Annotated in this window: 18 protein-coding genes; 10 read left to right on the top strand and 8 right to left on the bottom strand. The window is 56.0% G+C overall.

What is annotated here, in order from left to right:
* The first annotated feature begins 38 nt into the window (after nt 1–38).
* From AC6T8Q_RS17555 to AC6T8Q_RS17545, 3 genes are all read left to right on the top strand, one after another.
* Entirely contained in the window at nt 39–1,001 is a 963-nt protein-coding gene (locus tag AC6T8Q_RS17555) for a GDP-L-fucose synthase family protein (protein WP_500680317.1), read from the top strand.
* 55 nt (nt 1,002–1,056) lie between these two features.
* On the top strand, nt 1,057–2,364 hold the full coding sequence (locus AC6T8Q_RS17550) for a glycosyltransferase family 4 protein (protein ID WP_500680316.1): 1,308 nt from the start codon (nt 1,057–1,059) through the stop codon (nt 2,362–2,364).
* A gap of 121 nt (nt 2,365–2,485) precedes the next feature.
* On the top strand, nt 2,486–3,475 hold the full coding sequence (locus AC6T8Q_RS17545) for an NAD-dependent epimerase/dehydratase family protein (RefSeq protein WP_500680315.1): 990 nt from the start codon (nt 2,486–2,488) through the stop codon (nt 3,473–3,475).
* An 82-nt stretch (nt 3,476–3,557) separates the two neighbouring features.
* Here AC6T8Q_RS17545 and AC6T8Q_RS17540 read toward each other — a convergent pair whose 3' ends face one another.
* Both AC6T8Q_RS17540 and AC6T8Q_RS17535 read right to left on the bottom strand, forming a co-directional pair.
* Complete coding sequence (locus AC6T8Q_RS17540) at nt 3,558–4,004, bottom strand: heavy-metal-associated domain-containing protein (protein ID WP_500680314.1); 447 nt, start codon at nt 4,002–4,004, stop codon at nt 3,558–3,560.
* Nucleotides 4,005–4,119: 115 nt separating this feature from the next.
* Nucleotides 4,120–4,851: a hypothetical protein gene (locus AC6T8Q_RS17535; RefSeq protein WP_500680313.1), complete on the bottom strand. Its 732-nt coding sequence runs from the start codon at nt 4,849–4,851 to the stop codon at nt 4,120–4,122.
* Between the two features lie 329 nt (nt 4,852–5,180).
* Between AC6T8Q_RS17535 and AC6T8Q_RS17530 the strand changes: the two genes are divergently transcribed.
* The 6 genes from AC6T8Q_RS17530 (at nt 5,181) to AC6T8Q_RS17505 (ending at nt 11,741) form a co-directional block, all read left to right on the top strand.
* Nucleotides 5,181–5,993 (top strand): hypothetical protein, encoded by an 813-nt coding sequence (locus tag AC6T8Q_RS17530; protein WP_496919898.1) that lies wholly within the window; start codon nt 5,181–5,183, stop codon nt 5,991–5,993.
* A gap of 122 nt (nt 5,994–6,115) precedes the next feature.
* Nucleotides 6,116–7,531 carry an FHA domain-containing protein gene (locus AC6T8Q_RS17525; RefSeq protein ID WP_500680312.1) on the top strand — a complete coding sequence of 472 codons (1,416 nt, stop codon included), beginning with the start codon at nt 6,116–6,118 and terminating at the stop codon, nt 7,529–7,531.
* A gap of 118 nt (nt 7,532–7,649) precedes the next feature.
* Nucleotides 7,650–9,710, top strand: a complete 2,061-nt coding sequence (locus AC6T8Q_RS17520) for a serine/threonine-protein kinase (protein ID WP_500680311.1) — start codon at nt 7,650–7,652, stop codon at nt 9,708–9,710.
* A 119-nt stretch (nt 9,711–9,829) separates the two neighbouring features.
* Nucleotides 9,830–10,654: a hypothetical protein gene (locus AC6T8Q_RS17515; protein WP_500680310.1), complete on the top strand. Its 825-nt coding sequence runs from the start codon at nt 9,830–9,832 to the stop codon at nt 10,652–10,654.
* 32 nt (nt 10,655–10,686) lie between these two features.
* A complete protein-coding gene (locus AC6T8Q_RS17510) occupies nt 10,687–11,325 on the top strand; it encodes an RNA polymerase sigma factor (RefSeq protein WP_500680309.1) in 639 nt (212 codons plus the stop codon).
* A 2-nt stretch (nt 11,326–11,327) separates the two neighbouring features.
* Nucleotides 11,328–11,741 (top strand): hypothetical protein, encoded by a 414-nt coding sequence (locus AC6T8Q_RS17505; RefSeq protein WP_500680308.1) that lies wholly within the window; start codon nt 11,328–11,330, stop codon nt 11,739–11,741.
* A gap of 63 nt (nt 11,742–11,804) precedes the next feature.
* Here the strand turns inward: AC6T8Q_RS17505 and AC6T8Q_RS17500 are convergent, their stop codons facing one another.
* The 6 genes from AC6T8Q_RS17500 to AC6T8Q_RS17475 all read right to left on the bottom strand — a co-directional run bounded on the left by AC6T8Q_RS17500 (nt 11,805) and on the right by AC6T8Q_RS17475 (nt 20,747).
* A complete protein-coding gene (locus tag AC6T8Q_RS17500; protein WP_500680307.1) occupies nt 11,805–12,974 on the bottom strand; it encodes a rhomboid family intramembrane serine protease in 1,170 nt (389 codons plus the stop codon).
* 72 nt (nt 12,975–13,046) lie between these two features.
* Nucleotides 13,047–14,438, bottom strand: a complete 1,392-nt coding sequence (locus AC6T8Q_RS17495; RefSeq protein WP_500680306.1) for a GNAT family N-acetyltransferase — start codon at nt 14,436–14,438, stop codon at nt 13,047–13,049.
* A gap of 183 nt (nt 14,439–14,621) precedes the next feature.
* Nucleotides 14,622–16,157: a hypothetical protein gene (locus AC6T8Q_RS17490; RefSeq protein ID WP_500680305.1), complete on the bottom strand. Its 1,536-nt coding sequence runs from the start codon at nt 16,155–16,157 to the stop codon at nt 14,622–14,624.
* A 59-nt stretch (nt 16,158–16,216) separates the two neighbouring features.
* Entirely contained in the window at nt 16,217–17,011 is a 795-nt protein-coding gene (locus AC6T8Q_RS17485) for a glycosyltransferase family 2 protein (protein ID WP_500680304.1), read from the bottom strand.
* A 200-nt stretch (nt 17,012–17,211) separates the two neighbouring features.
* Complete coding sequence (locus AC6T8Q_RS17480; protein WP_500680303.1) at nt 17,212–18,003, bottom strand: Nif3-like dinuclear metal center hexameric protein; 792 nt, start codon at nt 18,001–18,003, stop codon at nt 17,212–17,214.
* 104 nt (nt 18,004–18,107) lie between these two features.
* The gene (locus tag AC6T8Q_RS17475; protein WP_500680302.1) at nt 18,108–20,747 is read right to left on the bottom strand and encodes a hypothetical protein; all 2,640 of its coding nucleotides are present in this window, start codon (nt 20,745–20,747) and stop codon (nt 18,108–18,110) included.
* Between the two features lie 26 nt (nt 20,748–20,773).
* Here AC6T8Q_RS17475 and AC6T8Q_RS17470 point away from each other — a divergent pair, with 26 nt between their 5' ends.
* Nucleotides 20,774–21,571: a sugar phosphate isomerase/epimerase family protein gene (locus tag AC6T8Q_RS17470; protein WP_500680301.1), complete on the top strand. Its 798-nt coding sequence runs from the start codon at nt 20,774–20,776 to the stop codon at nt 21,569–21,571.
* The last annotated feature ends 296 nt before the right edge of the window (nt 21,572–21,867 follow it).

Here is a 21,867-nt window from a genome sequence, read left to right as displayed (position 1 = left end):
GAGATTCGTCACTTACTCTTTGTGACGGGTCACGCAACATGTACGAACTCACTGACAAAAAAATCTTTGTTGCGGGCCACCGGGGCATGGTCGGCACTGCTGTCAGGCGAAAGCTGCACGCCCTCGGTGCCGATAATATCGTGATCCGCACCAGGCAAGAACTTGACCTGTGCAATCAACAAGCGACAAATCAATTCTTTGCCGACGAACAGCCCGATGTTGTCGTCTTTGCGGCCGCGCGCGTGGGTGGCATTTTTGCCAACATGACTTATCCGGCGAGCTTCATTCACGAAAACCTCGCCATGGCAGTCAACTCGATCCATGCGGCTTACGCCCATGGCTGCCAACGGTTTCTTTATCTGGGCAGCACTTGCATCTACCCTCGTGAAGCCCCCCAACCCATGCCCGAGAGTTGCTTACTGTCGAGCCCTTTGGAATCAACGAACGAAGCCTATGCTATCGCGAAAATTGCTGGCTTGAAGCTTTGTCAGTATTATCGCCAGCAATATGGAGTCATGTTCCATTCAGCCATGCCGACGAATCTGTACGGCCCTGGCGATAACTATCATGCGGAAAACTCTCATGTTCTGCCCGCACTTATTCGCCGCTTTCACGAAGCGACGGTCGAGCAATCCGAGGAAGTCGTGATTTGGGGCACCGGCAAACCGCGGCGTGAGTTTTTGCATGTCGATGATTTAGCGGAAGCAGTCACATTTCTGCTCCAAGTAGATACGCCCCCCGATCTGGTCAATGTTGGAACTGGCGAAGACATCAGTATTCAAGAAGTGGCAAAAATGGTGGCCGAAGTTATCGGCTATCGCGGCAAGATTACCAACGATCTGTCCAAACCCGATGGCACGCTGCTCAAGCGTACGGACACGAAACTGATTAACAGCCTAGGTTGGCGCGCTAAGATTAACCTGCAGGACGGTTTGGCTGAGACGTTTCAGGACTACCTCCGAACGAGAGAAGCCAGCGAACTTCGTCAAGTTGTCATGTAATCAGATATCGTACGGCGCTATCAAATCTAGCTCGAAAACAAATCCTCAATTGATCATGCCTAAACCCGTCGTGCTCGTGCTGTCTCAAGTCTATTCGCCGGACACCCCGGCGGTGGGGCAATACATGCACGAGGCTGCCCGAGCGATCGCCGAGCGTGGTCACTACGTGCGAGTTTATACATCGTCACGCGGTTATGAAGATCCTTCTAAGCACTTCGCAAAGTACGAGGTCCTGGATGGCGTTAATATACGCCGCTTGCCTCTCTCAAGTTTTGGCAAAGGCTCGATCTTGATTCGCCTCATCGGTGGTATCAGCTTTACCTTACAATGCCTCTTCCGCGGGCTATTCACGCGAAACTTGCAGCATATCGTGGTGAGCACGTCGCCACCGATGTGTCCCTTGGCCGCGGTGGTGATCAACATGTTTCGCGGCACACCAATTACGTATTGGGTGATGGACCTCAACCCCGATCAAATGATCGAGCTGGGCAAAGCTTCGCCAACGTCGCTGCAAGTCCGGATCTTTGATTGGCTCAATCGACAAATATTGCGTCGAGCACAGACCGTGATTGCTCTCGACCGCTTCATGGCGGAGCGACTCAACCGCAAGGTGAAGATCGCAAATAAACTTGTTGTCTTTCCGCCCTGGCCTCTTGAGGATCACGTCGAACCAGTTCCCCACACTGAAAATCCTTTCCGCAAGGAACATGGCCTCGCAGGAAAAGTCGTCATCATGTATTCGGGCAATCTCTCGATTGCCTCACCAGTTGATACACTGCTCGAAGTTGCGAAACGAGTTACCGATTTACCCAATTTGTTGTTCTTGTTTATTGGCGGCGGATTGCTAAAAAAGCAACTCGATGACCTCATCGAACGCGAACAGCCGGCTAATATTCGTACGCTCCCCTATCAACCGATTGAAAATCTTCGCTTTTCACTCAGTGCGGCGGATGTTCATCTGGTTGCCGTGGGTGAAAAGATCGTTGGCATCTGTCACCCTTGCAAAGTCTACGGTTCGATGGCAGCGGCACGTCCCATTCTTTCTTTGGGACCCGCGGAATGTCACGTTTCAGATATTCTGGCCCAAGGCGAAATTGGTTGGGCCATTCATCATGGCCAGGTAGAGAATGCCGAGCGCGTCATTCGGGAAATTTATCATACGAGCGAAGCACAGCGCATGGAAATGGGCCGTGAAGCACGCGATCTCATTGATCGGCTCTACAGCAAACGTCTTCTCTGTGGACGTTTCGTCGATCTTGTCGAACATGGCCCGCAAGCTGATGCAGTCTCACCAGCTCCCACAACTCAACCTCACCCAGATCCGCCTGAAACAGCAGGCCATCTCTCACAGACGTTGAGCTAGCTTTATGTCCTGCCCATAGAACAAGCAAGCATCTATAATTTTGTATTCTTGAGTTGAACAGGGCTGTGCGCAGTCGTCCCACGCAGCCCAGGACCCTTAGAAATGTTAGGAACACAGTCGGATGAGCAAGAAAACCATTCTCGTAGCCGGTGGTGGTGGATTCATCGGCGGGAATCTGGTCGCACGTTTGTTGAAAGACGGTTACAAGGTGCGCAGCGTCGACGCCAAGCCGATGGACCAGTGGTATCAAGCCTTTCCAGATGCCGAAAATGTTGTGGCTGATCTGAAACACATCGACGAGTGCCACAAGGCTTGTGAAGGCGTGAGCGACATCTACAATCTGGCCGCCGACATGGGGGGCATGGGTTTCATCGAAAACAACAAAGCCTTGTGCATGTTGTCGGTGTTGATCAACACCCACTTGCTGCAAGCCGCGTTGGCCGCCAAGGCCGACCGATTCTTCTATGCCAGTAGCGCCTGTGTATATAATGCTGACAAGCAAAAATCAGAAGACGTCGTGCCGCTTAAGGAAGCCGACGCTTATCCCGCGATGCCCGAAGATGGCTACGGCTGGGAAAAGTTGTTCTCGGAACGGATGTGCCGCCACTTCCGCGAAGATTTTGGGCTCCATACTCGCGTGGCCCGCTTCCACAATGTCTACGGTCCCTATGGCACGTGGGAAGGTGGCCGCGAGAAAGCTCCCGCCGCGACCTGCCGTAAGATCATTCACGCCAAAGAAAACGGTGAAACGGAAGTCGAAATCTGGGGCGACGGCAAGCAGACCCGCAGTTTCATGTATATCGACGATTGTGTGAAAGGGATCCTCGCGATCACCGACAGCAACATTCTCGAGCCAATCAACTTAGGTTCCGATGAGATCACCACGATCGAAGGCCTCTACGACATGGTCGAGGAGATCGCCGGCATCAAACTCAAGCACAACCACAACCTCAAGGCCCCTAAGGGTGTGAACGGCCGCAACAGCGACAATACCAAGATCACCGAGTACTTGGGCTGGGCCCCGAGCATCAAACTACGTGACGGCATGAAGAAGACTTACGACTGGATCTATGGCGAATACATGAAGAAGTACGCCACGCAAACGGCGTAAAATAATCGTTACCAAAACAAAAAAACGCTAAGCCGCAAGCACCGCTTGCGGCTTAGCGTTTTTACTTTCAAGGATTATTGATTTAACCCTTTTTGGTTTCTTCCGCCGCATGATCGTGCTGCGTCTTCTGCGCGGCCTTCTTGGCCTCGGCATCGGCTTCGATCACTCCCGCGGGACCGATCAACTTGATCGGCAGAATCCCCGATGATTCCGTGGCAGCCCACAAGGCCTTGGGATCGACCTGCTTATTCTTTTGCGGCGTCACGATCGTGACGTCGATCTTAATATCCGACCGCACCTTCACGACTCCCTTCACGCCGTAGAGCTTGCGTGCCACCTTCTTGGCACACCCGGCACAATGCATGTCACCCACGAAGATCGCCGTTTCGCCATCACGCAGCTTGAGAGCCTTCTTCACCGCGGCAATGTCGGTCGATTCCGAAAGCGGTGCTTCCTCCGCTGCAACGACTGGCAGAGTCACTAAACACACAAGTAAAGCAAACAAACTATAGCGAATGAACGATTGCATGTCATGAATTCCTTTTCTAAAGAAACCAACCACTAAGCCACGAAGGTCACCAAGAAAGAATTATTGATCTTCTTTGTGACTTTGTGTGCTTTGTGGTAAGTAAAAATGAATGTTGTTACTTACGAACGTAAACACCCGTGGCTTTGACCACGAGCATTCCCCCTTCGAGGACTTGGGCGGTGCCCTTGACCACCACGGTGTCGTTCTCTTTCACGTCGAACAACTGGCGAGCGTCCACGGGGATGGGCTTGCCGTTATCATCGACGAGCCGCACCATGGCGAACAATTCCGAATTCTCTTCCGCATGCGCGGCACAGAATGCACATTCCTCACCCGGGGCATGTACGTGACCTTCTTCGGCATGCTCGGCGACGGCTTGAGGATCGGCGAGAAAGAAAATCGCGAAATTGGTCGCAAAAGGAAATTCAGGTTGCGTTTCTTCCCAGGGATTGGCGAGCCCACCCACTTGGCCGACCATGGCAACTTCCTTCGCTTCCGTGGGATATTCGTGGTCATGATGCGCATGATCATGGTCATGCCCTTCGTGATCGTGGTCGGCGTGTTCTTCCCCTGCGGCATGGTCTTGATCCGCATGCTCGTCATGCTCTTCGCCCTCTTCGTGGGCATGCTCCTCGGCCGCGTGATCGTGTTCTTCTTCGGTGTGCCCCAACAAGACTTCACGCACTTCGTACACCGTCTGCACCCCGTCGGGCTCGGCGGCGAGCGTGAATTTGTCTTTGTGCTTTGCGATCAGTGCCGGGTCGACGGTCGATTTCGTGCAACCAACTTGGCCCGCCAGCGTCACTACCAGGGTTAAGAGAGCAAAATAAAACAAAGGGCGAAGCATGGCTTCCTCGCGAGGGGGATGGGCAGGATAGGAATTTGCGGAAATTCGGGCAGCCCATGAACGGGGCCACCGCCTCCAAGGTCTCAAAAAGACTCGTTTTCAGGCATTTCGTCAACACCGGTCAGCGCGCACCGCGGGCCACCGTCTGCGGCTAGTACGAGAATTCACGCCTGAGGGTTCAGAATTTTCTGTCCGATCCAGCCAAGATCGCCCTTCAGGCTGCGAAATCCTTCTTAGGTGGCCCGACACGTCAGACGCGCCATCACGAGATATTCCGGATTCAGCTTGGCCATCGCGGCCAGGGAAAACAGTTTTGGAGGGCGTAGGCCATGTTCAGAAAACTTGTCTTTGGTGTGTTGTTGGTGGGGCTGTTAGGAGGCTTGGTGCTGGGAAAAGGGGCGTGGAGCTACCTGACAACCGGCTACGAGCGTGCGAGCCAAACGGTCGAGGATACCGTCCCCTTGGATTTCCAGATCGATCGTGCCCGCAAAATGGTCCGCGATCTTGAACCCGAAATTCGCCGCTCGATGCACGTGATCGCTAAGGAAGAAGTGGAAGTCGAATCGCTCGACAAGCGGATCGAAACCGCCGAGAGCAAAGCCGGTAAGGAAAAATCGGAAATCATGCGGCTGCAATCCGATTTGCAAACCGGCGACAGTGTCTTCCGTTACGCGGGCCACAGTTATTCGGCCGATGAGGTGAAGCAAGATTTGTCGCGTCGTTTCGTGCGTTTCAAAACGTCCGACGCCACACTCGGCAGCCTCACCGACATGCGGAACGCCCGTCAACGAAATCTCGATGCGGCTCGTGAAAAGCTGGCGGCGATGATGAGCGCTCAGCGTCAATTGGAAGTCGACGTCGAAAACTTGGAAGCCAAGCTCAAGCTCGTGGAAGTCGCGCAAGCATCGAGCGATCTCAAGCTCGACGACAGCCACTTGGCTCGCGCCAAGGAATTGATTGTCGATATCCGCACGAAGCTCGACGTGGCCGCCAAGTTGGCCAATGCAGATACCAACTTCAAGGATGAAATCCCGCTGGACGAACCCGCTGCTGAGGATATCACCGAGCAGGTGGCCGAGTACTTTGAGCTCGACCAACCTCGTGATGCCGAAGTCGCTGTTGTGAAGTTCCAAGAGAAGTAGGTTTCCCCAACCCCAGCGAGCGGGGGATGTTAATCCCCTGCAATGATTAAGTTAAGCCCCCCGCATTCAATTGCAGGGGACTTACGTCCCCCGCTCGCCTTTGTTTCCATGGATGAAGTTCTATGTTTCCCGCGTGGCGTATGAAAATCCGAGCCGCTCAGGTCGCCCTCAAGGAAGGACGCTGCGACGAGGCTTCCGCGCTCTTGCGACGAGAATCGCTGCGTGGTTTTCTCCCCGCCAAGCGACTCTCTCATGAGGTGGCTTCGCAGTTGGTGGATCGTGCGGGCCGCAAGCTGGCTGCCGGCGATAGCGTTGCGGGCTGGCACGACATTCAGCAAGCCTTGCAGCTCGACGGCAGCGAAGACCTAGTGAATCGCTTTCGCGAAGAGCAAGCCCGGCTGGGCCTCGAACAAACACGCCGACTTTTGGAATGTGGAGAAACCGCCTTGGCCGAGCGACAGATCGCCAAACTCGAACAACGCCGACTCGGCGGGGATGAGCGACGACGCTGGAAGCTCGTCGTTCACCTTATCTCTCAAGCCAAAGAGCAGGCCCACGTCGGCGAGTTCACGATTGCTTGCGAATTGCTCGATCGGGCCACGCGATTATTGCCCTCCGAGAACGATCCGCTGGCAAGCGAAATCACCGTGCGCCAGCAACAGTTGATGGAAAATGCCAACAAGTTACGTGCGCTCTCTCCCTCCCTCCATGCGGCGGTCGCGAGCGAGAATTGGGCCGAGGTACTCACGCGGGCCGACGCGCTGTTAGAATTAGCAGCGAGTTACCCCCCCGCGTTAGAAGCCCGTCGCCGCGCCTGGCAAGCCGTCGGCATGAAAGCGCCGGCCAAACCGTTGGCTCAATTTGCCCAGCGCCGCCGACCACAACCCGTGTTCGCCACCACGATTGCTTGGCGAAAAAATGGCAGCGACGACACGATGACCACTGAACACATTCGCGGCAAACGCTTGATCGCTTGGATCGATGAAGTTGGTGGATTTCTCGTCTGCTTGGGGAACGAGGTCGTCATCGGCCAACCGACGCCGGGAAGCGAAATCGATATTCCCATCCGGGCTGATCTTTCCCGCCGTCATGCAACGATCCGTCGCGAAGGCGAAAACTACATCCTCACGCCCATTCATCAAGCCAAAGTCGACGGTCACACGATCGTCGGTCCGACGTTGCTGCGTGACGGCTCGCTGGTGGAGCTTGGTGATTCGCTCAAGTTGCGATTCACCAAGCCCCACACGCTGAGCGCGACTGCCGTGCTCAAGATCGAGTCGAAACACAAAACGGAACCCGCCGTCGATGCGGTGGTTCTGATGAGCGAAAGCTGCGTCCTGGGTCCCAAGCAGCACAGCCATATTCGCTGCTCCGCGTGGGAAAGCGATCTGGTGCTGTTTCGCCGCGGCGAGGAAGTGCAATTTCGCTCGAAAGAGATTTTGGAATTGAACGATCATCCCGGCTGCACGAGCGGCACAATCGCGGCAAATTGCCGCCTGGCGGGAGAAGAGTTCGCCCTGAGCTTTGAAGAGGTTTGAGAAGAGCCGCCCTATCAAGGTAAGATAAACAAGAGGTGCCCAGCCGAGTGACACGTCAATTGGTTCGGCACCACCAGCACAGGTAAAACCCGTGTTCGCCCTAGCATCCAAACCGAAAATGAACGTCCAACCCCTTAAATCTGAGTCCGAAGATCGGCCCCTGGGGGCTGATCCCAAGAATGGTGGGCGTTTTACCTATCCCAGCGGTTCGCGGCCACTTGATGGTTACACGATCAAACGTGGCGTCGGTCGCGGCGGCTTTGGCGAAGTCTATTACGCCGTGAGCGATGCCGGCAAGGAAGTCGCACTCAAGCTGATTCGTCGCAACTTGGACGTCGAACTTCGCGGCGTGACCCATTGCTTGAATCTCAAGCATCCCAACTTGGTTGCGCTGTACGACATTAAAACCGATAACAACGACGACCGTTGGGTCGTGATGGAATACGTTTCCGGCGAATCCTTGGAAGACGCCATCAATCGCCACCCGCACGGCATGCCAGCGGAACTGGCGATTGAGTGGTTCTCTGGAATCGCCGCGGGTGTGGCCTATCTGCACGACCACGGCATCGTCCACCGTGACCTTAAGCCGGCCAACATCTTCCTTGATGAAGGCACCGTCAAGATCGGTGACTACGGCCTGTCGAAGTTTATTTCCTGTAGCCGTCGCAGCGGGCAGACGGAAAGCGTCGGCACGGTCCATTACATGGCCCCCGAGATCGCCAACGGCCGCTATGGCCGCGAGATCGATACCTATGCCTTAGGCATCATCCTGTATGAAATGCTCACCGGCCATGTGCCGTTTGAAGGTGAAAGCGTCGGCGAAGTGCTGATGAAGCATCTCACGGCCGAGCCCGACTTAACGGCGTTGGGTGAGCCTTATCGCGACATCGTGAAAAGCGCGATGACCAAAGACCCGGAAACTCGCATCCGCAGCGTGGCCGACATGCTGGCTTCGATGGGAGCCGCAAATCCGACCAGCGTGACTAACAACGTCGGCGTCAACTACAACGCCGCCACGGAAACCACGGGACCCTATTCCGAACCCAATCCGCAGCAGCCGACCTGGCGTCCGTTCATGGGCAACGCCCCGCAGCAGGAAGCTGACTATGATGTCGAGGAGCCGATCGCGGCCTTCGTCAAGCAAGGCGCGGAGATTCTGCGCAAACTCTATGCCGAAGTTCCGCTGCCACAGTTTTTGAAAATGATCATCGTCGCGGTGATCGTTGTTAACATCGTGAGATCGTTCTCGCTATGGGTTCCCTACGTGATACCCGTGGCGATGACCTATTTCGTTTACTTCGCGATCTGGAACGTGGTTGTACAGCCCTCGCGGCCCAAGAAGCGCACGTTTCATCGGGGTCCCAGTTATCCACCGGCCGGTTCTTCAAACAACATGCCTGCGATGCCGGTCGCTGGCCTTTCCCCCACCGAGAACGTCACAAAAAAAGAAGCGAAGCGCCGCCGCAAACAAAGCATGCAGCGGCAACTCCGCGATCACTTGGCCGCCAAGTCGTTCAATCAGCGCATGACCGAAATCGTCGGGAGCATGTTTCTCGCGGCGGTCGTCTGCTCAATCGCGGCGCTGGTGATTTGCTTGATCGCCGCCGATCCGTTCAGCACGGAATTGTTTGTCTGGCTCGCGGCCGTCGGTTCAATCGGCTGCTGGGCGATCATGGTTCCTGCCAAACTATCCGAAGGCAAGGTCGAAGATCAGGCTCCGCTGCGATTTATTCAACTGCTGACTGGTGCCGCCGTGGGCGTGTGTGCTTGGGCGATTGCCGATTGGTTGATGCTTCCGCTGATGCAATGGAACAGCTGGGGCGTCTGGCCAAATGAAAGCTTGATGAGCAACACCGTGGGGCTCGCCGCGTTTGGACCGAAAGAAAATGCTGCCGATTCCGTGCGTACACTGCCCCTGCAGATGTTTGCTGCTTACTTTGCTTTCCTGTTCGTATTGATTGCCTGGTGGGAGCAGACCGAAGCGACTCGCAGCCTTCGTGTGAGCATCTGGACCATCGCTTGGTGTGGTTTGGTGGCGTGGTTGCTGCACTTCATTTTCTGGTTCCCGCAACCACTCGGCTTATTGCTCGCGGCCATCATCGCCTTCACATTGCAGTTCGCCACTCCTTGGCTCTCGCCCAGCCGTCGCCGTGCGATTGCCGATCAGGGGGTTGTATGATGATTTTTGCAGCATTTAATCTCAGTTGGGTTGAGTTCTCAATAATACTGGTGGTGTTGGTTTTCTCCGCGTTATTAATCGCCACATTTGTAGGATCATTCGTTAATCACAAGAAGCGAATGCCGTTCGCTCCGATGTTGGCCTGCCTACTCATAGCGGGTTGGAGTTTCTTTGGTATTCGCGCCGATGACTCGCCCACGGCGATCACTCCCGTCGCACACGCCATCACTGCCAAGGCCGAATCCGCCTCCGATCCCACTCTCGATGCCCTGTGGGACCAAATCACCAAATCTCGCATCAACCTAGATGGTGCCGACGATTCCGCACCGCTCGCTGATCCCAAGGATGAAGTTGCCAAAGAGGCGGTAAAAAAGTTCTTTGGGCTCGATGAACAGGGAGAGTTACCGCCGAATTGGGTCATCCATCCCCCAAAGCGTGTCGGCAAGGTCTTACGCGAAAGCGTGGCCTCGGACCCCTTCGTGACGCAGGCCGAATGCCGCCGGCAACTGGAAGAGGAACAACTCCCGCAAATCGTCGCGCGGCAAATCGGCTATTTGGCCTCCGCTCGGTTGGGCCATGCAGTCAAAATCGATGACCCACTGTCAGTCGGCGTGGGGCTCGATTACATCTTCCGCGAAATCTGCCGCGACGAATTCACGACAACGATCGATTCCTCGGTCGGTGATATGAAGAAAGTTCACGTCCTCGTGGAATTCAACCCCAAGGTCGATCAGTATCTGCTGGACTCTTGGTTACGGCAGGAACGGCACCAGCGACTCGCTTCGTTTGGTAAGCTGTTCGCCATGTCCATCACCGGCCTCGCGGCCGTTTATGGGCTTTTGCGATTCGACACGTGGAGCAAAGGTTACTACAGCAAGCAGTTGCTCGTGGGGGGTGTTCTTGCGATAATCGCAGTTGCCGTTTTTTTGTTGAGAGTTAGCTGATCTTCCATGCGACTTTGCCGAGTCGCGGCTCAATGAATGATTCCTCCCAAGCCACCGTCTTGCTCGTCGAAGAGATTCGCCGGGGCAAGCCCGCCGCGTGGAACGAGTTGATCGCCCAATACGAAGGGCGGCTGTTGTCGTTTGTCGAAAGTCGGCTTCGTCGTCGCGACGCCAGCGAAGACGTCGTGCAAGAAACCTTCATCGGTTTTCTTACGAGTTTGCCTAACTACGACACCCGGCGGTCGCTGGAAAGTTGGCTCTTCACGATTGCCGCCCACAAGCTCACCGACCATCTCCGCCGCGAAGGCCGGCGACCGGCATTGCCATTTTCCTCAGGTGAAGGTTCGTCGGGGAATTGGGAACCCACCGGCAGCGACCGTGAGGCCAGCAGCATCGCCCGCAGCGGTGAGCGCCGCGGGTTAGAAGAAGACGCCGTCACGGCCGGCATCGCCGAGCAAATCGAACGCTGGCGATCCACGGGCGATTGGCAAAAGATCAAGTGCATGGAACTGTTGTTCGTGCTGGGCTGGGGAAACAAACAAGTGGCCGAGGAAATTCAGCTTTCCGAACAACAGGTGGCGAACTTCAAGTTCGATTTCCTGGAACGCTTGCGCAAGATCATCCGCGGCCAACGCTTGAGCGAAGACATTTTTCCGGAGTTGCAGGCGTAATCATGAGCAATCCCTTCACCGACGCGGAACTCGCGGCTTATCTCGACGAAGACCTGCCGCAAGAACGGATGGCCAGCATCGAGCAAGCCTTGCGCGAAGATCCGACGCTCGGCGAACGCCTCACCGGAATCGTGGGGAGCCAAGACGCGGGCGTACACACCGTCGGGGCCATGTGGCGGCGCAATCGTTTGAGTTGCCCCACCCGCGAGCAACTCGGTAGTTTTTTGTTGGACGTACTCGATAACGATCAGACCGATTACATTCAGTTTCATCTCGACACGGTTGGCTGCCGCGTTTGCCACGCCAGCCTAGAAGACTTGCGCTCACAGCATTCCGTCGACGAGAAATCGGCCACTGAAACCCGCCGAAAGCGATATTTTCAATCCAGCGCTGGGTATCTCAGCAGCAACGGCTAAAGTTTGGGGTGCCACTGCTGGCTTGCTCAGCAGTGTCTTCGCAGCACCATTGGCAATCGGCGCTCAAATCACGTCGTCGAGTTCCACTTCGCCTTCTTCGATTTGCTTCTTAGCAACCGCGGACAATTTTTTTCGTAAGAGATTTTGGTTCTCGTTGAGTTTCGCGGTATCGAGTGTTCCGAGCAGTTCCAGCGTTCGTGCAGGGCGCTGAAGTTCCACCAGGCAAATCTGAGCGAGCCGCAACCGCACGGCCTCCGATCCTTCGGGAAACTCTTCCAGATATTTCGTCATCAATGGCGCGGAATCGGCCCATTGCTTGTGCTTGTCGAGTCCTGCGATCAGTTTGAATTGCTCCTGCCGGCTTAACTCCAACGGAAGTTTCAAGTCTTGCACCTTCCGCCAAACGAGCAGGGCTTGCGGTGCTTGATCGATCTGCAAATAAGCCAGAATTTTCTTCTTCGCTTCGTCGGCCCGTTGACCTTGATAAGCTTGAATCTGCTGCTGTGAGGGTGGGGCGATTTCTTGCTTGCTCGGCTTACCAGCTTCATCGCGTAGGACTGAAAACAGATCCCAGTGTTCGCAGTCGACTTGTTTGCGCTTCAATAAAATCGTTCCAAATATTCCTCCCAATACGACCCCCATCAGGTGCAGGAGCGAACTTCCCAGAACGCCATGCCCCGTGACCAAGTGAACGCTGCTGACTAGCACTGCCAGTGCGAATTCAATCCCAACATAAAAGGCCGCGAGCGCTGCCACTCGCACGTCGAATGAAATCGGAAAATACAAAAAGAAGCCAAACATCTTCACGCTGTTCATGGGGGCCCACACGCAGGCCATCGCCATCAGCCCATAAATGGCCGACGATGCGCCGACCGATCCTGGCTCTGGAGTTGAGCCCAGCATGATGGCCTGTTCGATGGCTGATTGTCCCAAACCGATAACAAAGTAGCAGGCCAGAAACCGCCACCAACCGAGCTTCCCCTCCGTCACCAGCCCAAACACCCACAAGAAAAACATGTTGGCCAGCAGGTGGCTGAAATCAGCATGCGTGAACAGCGACAACAACCATTGCGTGGGATGCATCCCTTGGCCGTACATGAGCACCCAGCCGTCCAATCGATCGATCGTGCCACATTCCATCCCGGCAAAGACGGCCACATTGGCGACGATCAGCCCGACCGTCGCATACGGCAAGTGATACAGCAGCGCATCGCAAGAGAGCGGCAAGAACATGGCGGCCAAATTCCCTGGCAGTCACTCAACGACAAGTGGAAAGCACCAATGCCTTCCGCCTGCTCATTGTAACTACAGCCGCAGCAGTTCAAACGGGGATTGCCAGAATAATCGGGGCGGAAAAAGTGCAGCCAAAATCGCGGCATTGGCGGAATCCTCGACCCGCAACAATCCCCGCTCCCGGGCCGTGGTCCAGGCCAAATTGCTGGTAAGCAAATCCTGGAACGTCAGGGCATCGCAGGTGGCGTCCGTCTGGGTTGCAGGAAGAGCATGCTCCAACCGTACGCTCCGCCGAGTGAACAAGAACCGGTAGCGCCGCTCATCGACCGCGAAACTAATTTCCAACGGCCGCGGGATGCCGGCTTCCTTCGCCCGGTGATAGAGCTGGGGATAGAGTCGCTCGACCCATTTTTCCGGCGAAAGCAATTTGTGCATCCACGGCGAGCCATGTTGCGCAGCGCAAGCATGCCAACTGCCCCCCGCCGTCACCAACAGTTCGTGCATGGGATCGGTCGCCGGTGTATGCAGCGACACAAAATGGTGATCGCGGTCGATGGCATCGCGGCACGCTCGCGCGATGAGCATCAATCTCACCGACGCATAACCAGGGAGCGTCATCATCTCCACAATGCACGAATCTCGCACCACGGCGTAACCCACGACGTGCAGCTTCTCTGACTCTCCCGCTTCCTCAGCCTTGTGCCGTACGGCAATCAAAACTTGATCGTGCGCCTTGCGCCCCACCAACCACCGCCAGGCGTCATCACTTCGGTGCAAGGTTCCCCACATCGCGGTCGCGACTTGATCGTAAACGGGCTGAATCGCTTCCAATTCAAAATGCCACCATGTGCGAACTTCGATATGCGAATGGCGATGTTTTCTTGTCGCGAGTTGGGCCGTGATATGGGCCAACAGGGCTCGCGTGTTGGCTTGCGTGTGGCCTTGCGCCCGACAGGTGCTCCATCCGTTGGCGGCAAACAATTCCGGCTGATCGGGACGCGCCACCGCCAGGATGGCCCCTTCGGCCAGCGCGGTCGATTCGGCCGTCGCCAACAGCGGAGCCATCAATTCCGCGGGATGCATTTCGGGCAAGATCGCGCAGTCGCGAATCGCCGCCGTGGGGATTCGTTCCCGCTCAAACCATGCCGACTGCCGAGAAAGCTGCAAATGACCGATCAAATCACTCCCGCGCACGAGCAACATACGATCGGTGGGCTCATACGAGGGATCGTCCAACCGGCTTTGAAAATCTTCGGCGAGCGGAACTTGATAGTGCTGCGTCAAAAACGCCAGCACGCGGCTATGATCTCCCGCATTGCCGATAACGATGCGCGTGCCGAGACCCAAATCGCATAAACAGAGATTCGTGGGCCGAGAAGCGGCCTTCGCCACGCTGTGGCCGTTGGCTGCCGTGGCAACACGGAGCGGCGCTACGCGATTGAACTGCTGGTGCATATCGGCCATCCTTTCCGCTCCGCCAGACAACACGCATCGGAATGACCGCGTGAGATCCGGCAGACAAACGTCCTGAACGCCTGACCCAACACTTGGACGTTGTGTGTTCGCCCCCGCAAAACACACGAACTTCATGTCTGCTTCTAACTTAGGCGATAGCGCAACGAAAATCCAGCAGGCAGCGCGAAAGAACTACGACTTTTCTGTTCGCAAGAACTGTTGCAGCAAAGCTGGCGGGAACAGGCAAAACGCATATTCGCGCGAACGACGCAATTGCTCGATGCTTGCTGCGTGTTTGGCGTCCACGATGTTTTGCTCCAATCGTTCCGCACGTTTGCTCAAATACTGTTGCAACTCAGTATTGGCAGCAATGATTGCCTGATGACGCTCGTCGGCATTCGCCATCGTTTTGGAAATGTCGATCCACTCCTGTTTTTTCGCCAGCAAGTCATACACACGGGACACTTCCGCGGCTGGGATGATCATTTCGTGAAGAAATCGTTCAGGATGATACTGCTGGCTGCGCAATTCCTGCCGCAATTCGCGCGGCGAATGCAGGGGGACATCGGAAGCAGCAATCGGCAATCGCAAAGTTCCTGAAATCGTCGCGTAAGGCGGCAAATCAATTCCAAAGAATGCCGCGGCAATCGCATCGGTCACTTGGTCGTATTTGGCCCCGCCGATGCCGTGGATAAACACGTCGGCTAGCAGTAACCGTGCAAAGAGCGTTGTCGCCAAAGCTCGTGTGCGAAACTTGATCCCTTGGCGTTCCAACTCAGCAAATTGCTCGACCGCCAGCGAAGGATTCGTAGAAAGCATTGCCGAAAGTTGCTTGCGATCCGTGATTTCCAACTGATTTTCAACGCGACGCACATAAACACCGCGGCGCGCGGGGTTGGATGTGCTCCACAACCAAAACGGCGTTTCCACCCAGCCATTCTGTTCGGCCAGATCCGGCACGGGTTGGGCCTTGTTTTTCAACTGGTGGGCCACGCGATAGTCGGCCAGCGCACCGTTATATGCCGTGCGAAATTCTATGGCTCGATTTAATAACTCAGAAGCAAACCAATGAAAAGCTTCGCTCTGGCAAACTCGCGATTGCGGCAGCTCCAGCGAGCGCGAACCCCAGGCGATTTCCAATTGATGCCGGGCTTCAGCCAGCGCGTAGCCAATCTTTTCCTGCTTTCGCGAAGCGGCCAGCACGCTCGGCCACCATTCCTTGACGAGCGGCTGGTCAACGAGTCCCGCCATTTTATGAGCAACGCGGGAACCGAAGGATTGCCACAACTCCAGGTCCGCGATGCCGCGTTCCTCAAACGGCAAGTCGATCAACGCCTGGTCATAGCGGACAAGTTCGGTTTGCAATTCCGCAGGGGAACCCGTCGGCACGCGAATCGCCGACGCCCGCCAGAGATCGCTATCAATGATGAGATCGATGGCCGTTCCGCCAACTTGCTTCGCCAACTTCGCCGCTTCAAAATTCTTAAGCCACACCCCCGGATGAAACAATTCCGGTTGATGGCCCGTGATAACGAGCGGCGCCTCCGCGCTCGAGGGATCGCCTACGTCAGCATATTGGCGTGTATAAGCAATCGCCTCGTCGAGAATTTGTTGCCGCGCATTTTGAGAAAGCTTAGCAAGCGAACGGCCCGACCATTCCACTTGTGCCAATCCCGGCCGCTGCTGACCACGCGCCACCAGCGCCGACAACTCGGCCGGAGGAGGCACGCAAAGAATTTCCCCATCACCAGGGGGCGCGCGAAATCTCGGGTAATCGCCCGATGGGATCATACACAGGGCTGGCAACAAAGCTCGGGCAAGGGGGCATCCGTCGTCACGGGCCGCACGGGACCACACGCCGCCACGGCACGGTCGATCACCTCGCGGTAGTACTTAAGCCGCAAATCGGCCGCATCGAGCGCCCCGCCAAAACTCCGCTTTTCATCCAAGTAGATCAGCGGTACCGAGACTTCCGTGATTCTCAGGCCATGCCAAGCCGCTTGCACCCACAGCTCCAAAGGCATCGCATAACCGGTTTCGGTCAGGTTCAACTTCGCCAGTGCCGTCGTGCGATAGGCTTTGAAACCACAAAACGCGTCGGTGATATCGAGACCCAACTGTTTATTGAGTTCAGCGGTAATCGTGCGATTGATTGACAATCGGTCACCGGGGACCATTTCGGTCGATTGGGTTGTTTCCAAATAACGGCTTCCCGAGGCGATATCAAAATGCCGGCAAGCCTTAGCGAGATCACAAATCCGCTGAGGTTCGTGCTGGCCGTCGCAATCAATCGTTACAACTAATTCGTAACCATGCTCAATCGCGTAATCGAAGGCCGTCTTGAGTGCCGCGCCGTAACCGCGATTCTTATCGTGCAGCAGAACTTTCACGTCGGTCCGCTGGGCAAGCAATTCCCGCGTGCCGTCGGTCGAACCATCGTCGACGACTAAAACATCGGTGGCATACTTCGTAACTTCGTTCAATACGTCGGTCACATGGCCAACTTCATTGAACACGGGCAGAGCGGTCAGGAAGCGACAATCGCGTTGGTCGCTCGAGCGAACGAGGTGGGGCAGGCTCATGATGGCGGGAACTCCGTCGAGTTATTTGTTGGTCCCGCGGCGTTCCGAGCCCAGGGACCGACCCTCTTGTACGTCCACTTAGCGCGAATGGTTCGCCCGCGACAAGCACCTCATTCTAGATGCCAGCTTCAGAGGGTCAATCGACAGAACCGTGATGTCGAAATAAGAATTAACTCGCTAAATGACCATAAGCAAACGACTTACATCCGGCGAACCGGGTCACTTTCGCTACGACTCGCCCAAACCGTCACCCCCGGCAGTAAGTCGGCCAGATAATCCGCCAACGACAACAGGGCAAACCTTTCGCTTGCAAAATGCCCTGGCAACACCAAAGCCACTTTGCGGGCTGCCGCTTCGAGGCAGGTGTGATACGTCGTTTCGCCCGTGATTAAACAATTGCAGCCCTGTTCAATGGCCGTCTCAAGAAATGAGCCGCCACTGCCACACACAATCGCCACGCGATTCACGATTTGCTCATCGGCTCCCACGACCTGCAGACGTTGAATCCCCAGAAAGTTCTTCACCCGTTCGACCATCTCTGTGAGTGTCACATCTTCGCCCAAGGTGCCGCACCGCCCTACCCCCACGTCGGGGTCATCGCTGGAACTAGCGACCAACGGGGCGATCTCTTGCAGCCCCAAACCAATCGCCAAATGCTGATTGATCCCTGCGCGTGCTGAATCAAACGCCGTGTGCGGGCTGTAAACGGCAATCTTCGCGGTGATGAGTTGCAGCAACAAACGCCCCACGGTGCTTTCCGTGGTTAGGGTCTTGAGCGGGTGAAACGGCAGCGGATGATGTGTCACGATCATGTTCGCGCGGCCTTCCACGGCTTCCGCCACGGTCTCTGGCGTCACCGTCAGGCAAGTCACGACCCGCTCGACAGGCCAGGTGCGATCCCCCACTAGCAGGCCCACATTGTCCCAATCTTCCGCCAACCGCGCGGGGGCAAACTGTTCCAAACATTCCGCGACTGTAGCGACCGTGGCCATAGGAGTTCCAAGAGATTTGAGAAAGGCAACCACCGCATGGTAGTGAATGAAATAGCCGTCAACAAGCCGCGACTGGCAACTGACAGCACCTTGCCGCGTTGCGATTATTGCTCGACCGTAATGCGATGATTGAACACGCGCCGCATCCCCCCCTGCTCTTCCACTTTGAGCAAGAGCTCTTCGCCCAGCAATTCCTCGCCATCCAGATAGGTGTAAGTCTTGGTATCCCAACCGTTGGTCAATTGAAACACCTGCATGCGTTGCTGCCGTCGTCCGGGGGCATACAGCAAGCATTTGAAATCAATCGGCTTGTTATCGCGGTTGAGCATGCGTTGTTCAACGACCAGATTACCGTCATCCCCCAGCCGGGTGTTGAGTTCCAAGTCGATGTCCTTATCACCGACGTTCACCTCGCGGTAGGTGCTGAATCGATAAGGCTTATCCGCGGCGACTTCAAAATCGATACGTAGTGTCGTGTTGCCACTGTTTGCATCGAAAGGAAGCAATATCTGGAACGGCCGCCGTGCCTTCTCGCCAATCGCCAATTTAAAGTCGATGCGATCGGGCATGACCTGCCAGCCCTCGGGGGCGATGATCCGAACCGTGCCGCCGATCCCTTGCCCAAAGGTGTTTTGCAGTTCAATGCTGTTGCCGTGGGCAATTTCAAACACGCTGGGGATGTCGGTCTTGGCCAGTTTGGCCCCCAACCCCATGCGAGCGATCGCGCCATTGAGCCCAATCACAAACTTCGGCAGCGGCGTAACTTCGATGATGTGACGATTGTCCTTCATCTGGGGTTTGGAAGAACGTCCCCACACGTCGATCACACTGATGCCGTCACCCAAGTATAAAGTTTCCTGCCCTATCTTTTCGTTCCATAATACCATCACCGCAGTGCCGTTCTGGGTTTGGAACAGCCGGTTCTCGCTCCCACGTGGCAACTGAATCGTGCCCAAATATTCGGTGCCGCTCAACAGCGAAGCCGTTGTCCGCCAAGGCAGCAGCAAGTCACTGGGGGTTCCCACGTCTTTCATCAAGCCGGCTTCATCGTCAAATGGCTTGGCCGCGAAGATTGCATCGGCCCCGTGGATCTTGGCCGAGATCATTTGCTGCACGAGATCCTGAGTGCGCGCTTCGAGATCGTATTCGCTGCGTTTCAGCGGTTTAACGAGTGCCCAACGCACGACCCCTTCGCGGGTCGGCAGTTGCAGATAGCTCGCCAATTCGTCGCCGGTGAGCGTTGGCTCGGCCGACATCTGCTCGAAATCCCACGACGCTTTGGCATGACTGCTCGCCGCCTCAAGCCAGGGCCAACCCAATCCCAAGCTCACGTCTTGGCCGAAGCGGAACATCATCTCGCGAAGTTTCCCAACTTCTTTTTCGCAGTTGGGAAAATGAGCGTAGCTCGTGTCGTCATCGGTTCCTAATTGCCACCACCGCACCCGCAACGAAAGTCGCGTTAACACTTCATCCAAGGATGGCAGCCAGACCGACGAATCCACATTGGAAAGCAAATCGGCAATGCTCGCGTCGGAAGGAATTTCTTTACCAAAATCCAAATCCGCGGGGGGACGATCCAATACCCCCACCACGTCAATTTCCTTGGCGGCGAGTTGCTCGGTCAGCATCACCAGCTGTTCGCCGCGATCCATTTCGCTCGTGCCGTACCAAACCGGCAACTTCACCCAACTCACCCCTGCACGGGGTAGCAGCATCTGGAGCTGATCGAAATTCAACGGGATGTCATCTCCCGCAAGCGACCAACCGAATTCCCCGCGCATCGCGGTTGGCATCGGCGGCACGACGGCAATCGATATCTCACGTTTGTCCAAAGTTCCTTGAGCCGTCTGCATCGAGACTTCCACGCGATAGAAGCCATATTCTTTAATCGGTGGCTGCCAATGAGTCTTCCCCGCATAGCCGGCCGGAAGCGGTACCGAGCGGTCGATGTTGAGCATGTCGGACGCCTTGCTCAACTTTTCAGTGATCAAAGTGCCGCGCATTTGAATGGTATTGTCATCCAGTTCCCGGCTGCTGGCATCGAACAACCGAAAGCGAATGTCGGGATCCTGTTCGCGTATGCCCGACAGCTCGCACGACACGACCACTTGCTTAGGATTGTCGTAAACATTGAACGGGCTGTTGGTGGTCACAGCCATTTGCGGTAACCGCGCCAGCCAGACGTCGCAAATCGAAAACGAACCGCTGAGGTCGACCTGCTCGCCATCCTCAACAACCAACGTGATGATCGCCAACCGAACGTCCGGGTTGGTGACATTCACCGCGTCGATTTTGATCCGCTCCCAACCTTCGGTGTTCTTGTACCAGGGGGTTGTGGCCGATTCGAGCACGTTGCGTTCTTCGTCGCAGAAATCGAGCCGCAGATGGGCCCGGGAAAACTCGACCCCTTCGCCCCGCAGCCGCGTTTCGACGACATAGCTGAATTGATCCGAAATCGCCACCGCGGGACTGTTAATCGCCACGCCACCGCCATTGAGATGCACTTTGAGGCATCTCCCCGCGATGGCGGACTTGTCTTCTTCGATCGCCGCCTTCACATAGCGGGGCAACGTCGGTCCGAATTGGCGTTTCCAAGTGTCGGGCCAACCATCATAGTTGACGTCCCATTTCCCACGCTCGCTGAAATCGCAGTAGAATATCTGCACCGCATCGACGTTCCGCTCGGCGCTTGTTGGAGCCGCCAAACCGCAACAGAGCAACAAACTTGTCAAAATGCTGAGCATGATGCGGTGAACGCTAGCGTGTTGGGATGAATCGCTGGAAATGCAAAGGAAAACAGATTGTGACGGCTTTACGGATCGCAGCAGAGACCCGCTGTTTCGCGCAACCCTTCAAGAAAGCATTACACACGGCAGCGTCCCTTGGTGCCGATGGAGTGCAATTTGATGCCCGAAATGAACTTCGCCCGGCGGAGCTTTCGGAAACGGGACTGCGGCAACTGCGCAAAATGCTGGATGATCTCAATTTGCGGGTGGGATCACTCAGCTTCCCGACCCGGCGGGGTTATGCCGACCCCACCGACCTCGACCGCCGTGTCGAAGCCACAGTCGCCGCGATGAAGCTCGCGTCGCAGCTCAAAGCCTCGGTGCTCGTCTGCAATCTGAGTTTGAGTGCCTCCACCGAAAATTTAGCCGAGGTCTTTACTTCGCTCGGCGCACACGGCTTGAGGCTCGGTGTGAAACTCGCCGCCCAAGTTCATTTCAGTTCGTTCGACGAAGTTGCCGAATTCCTGGCGGCCCTGCCCGAAGGATATTTGTTCCTCGATTTACACCCCGCGCATCTCTTGTCCCAAGGGCACTCGCCGTTGGAATTCGTGACGACTCTCGGGCAGCACATCGCCCATATCCATGCCGTGGATGCGGTGCGCGATTTTTCGACGGGCCGGAATTTCGAAGTCGAACTAGGCCGCGGCTCGGCCGATTTTCCTTCGCTGCTGGGCCAACTCGAGGAATTCGACTACCGCGGCTGGGCCACCGTCGAACGCAACGGCTCAGACCAAGTCGTCGACGACTGCGCCAACGCGGTGAAATATCTGCGAGCAATCTAAGAAAATCTTCTCTGCGATATCGTTACCGCGCAGGGCTAACAGCCTACCCGACCGGCAAGAGAAAAACCGCCACAGTGGCGGGCGAAAGAAGGCCACTCCCGAAGCATGAGGAGCGACAAGCGAGAAGCTTACTTCTTGCGGTGCCGAATCTTGGCACGCATCCGACGCTTTTTGCGGCCTTGTTTGCGCCGCCCTTTTCCTGATTTCTTCGTTCCCACAGAGACTCCCGCTTGGATTGAATGATTGTATTGGCCACCCTTCCGCCGGGTGAATCGCGTATTTTAACCTCTGTCAGC

The organism is Bythopirellula sp. (genome assembly GCF_041737835.1).
Classification (GTDB): domain Bacteria; phylum Planctomycetota; class Planctomycetia; order Pirellulales; family Lacipirellulaceae; genus Bythopirellula.
Note: the sequence above shows the minus strand (reverse complement) of the source record. Positions and strands in the feature narration are given on the sequence as shown.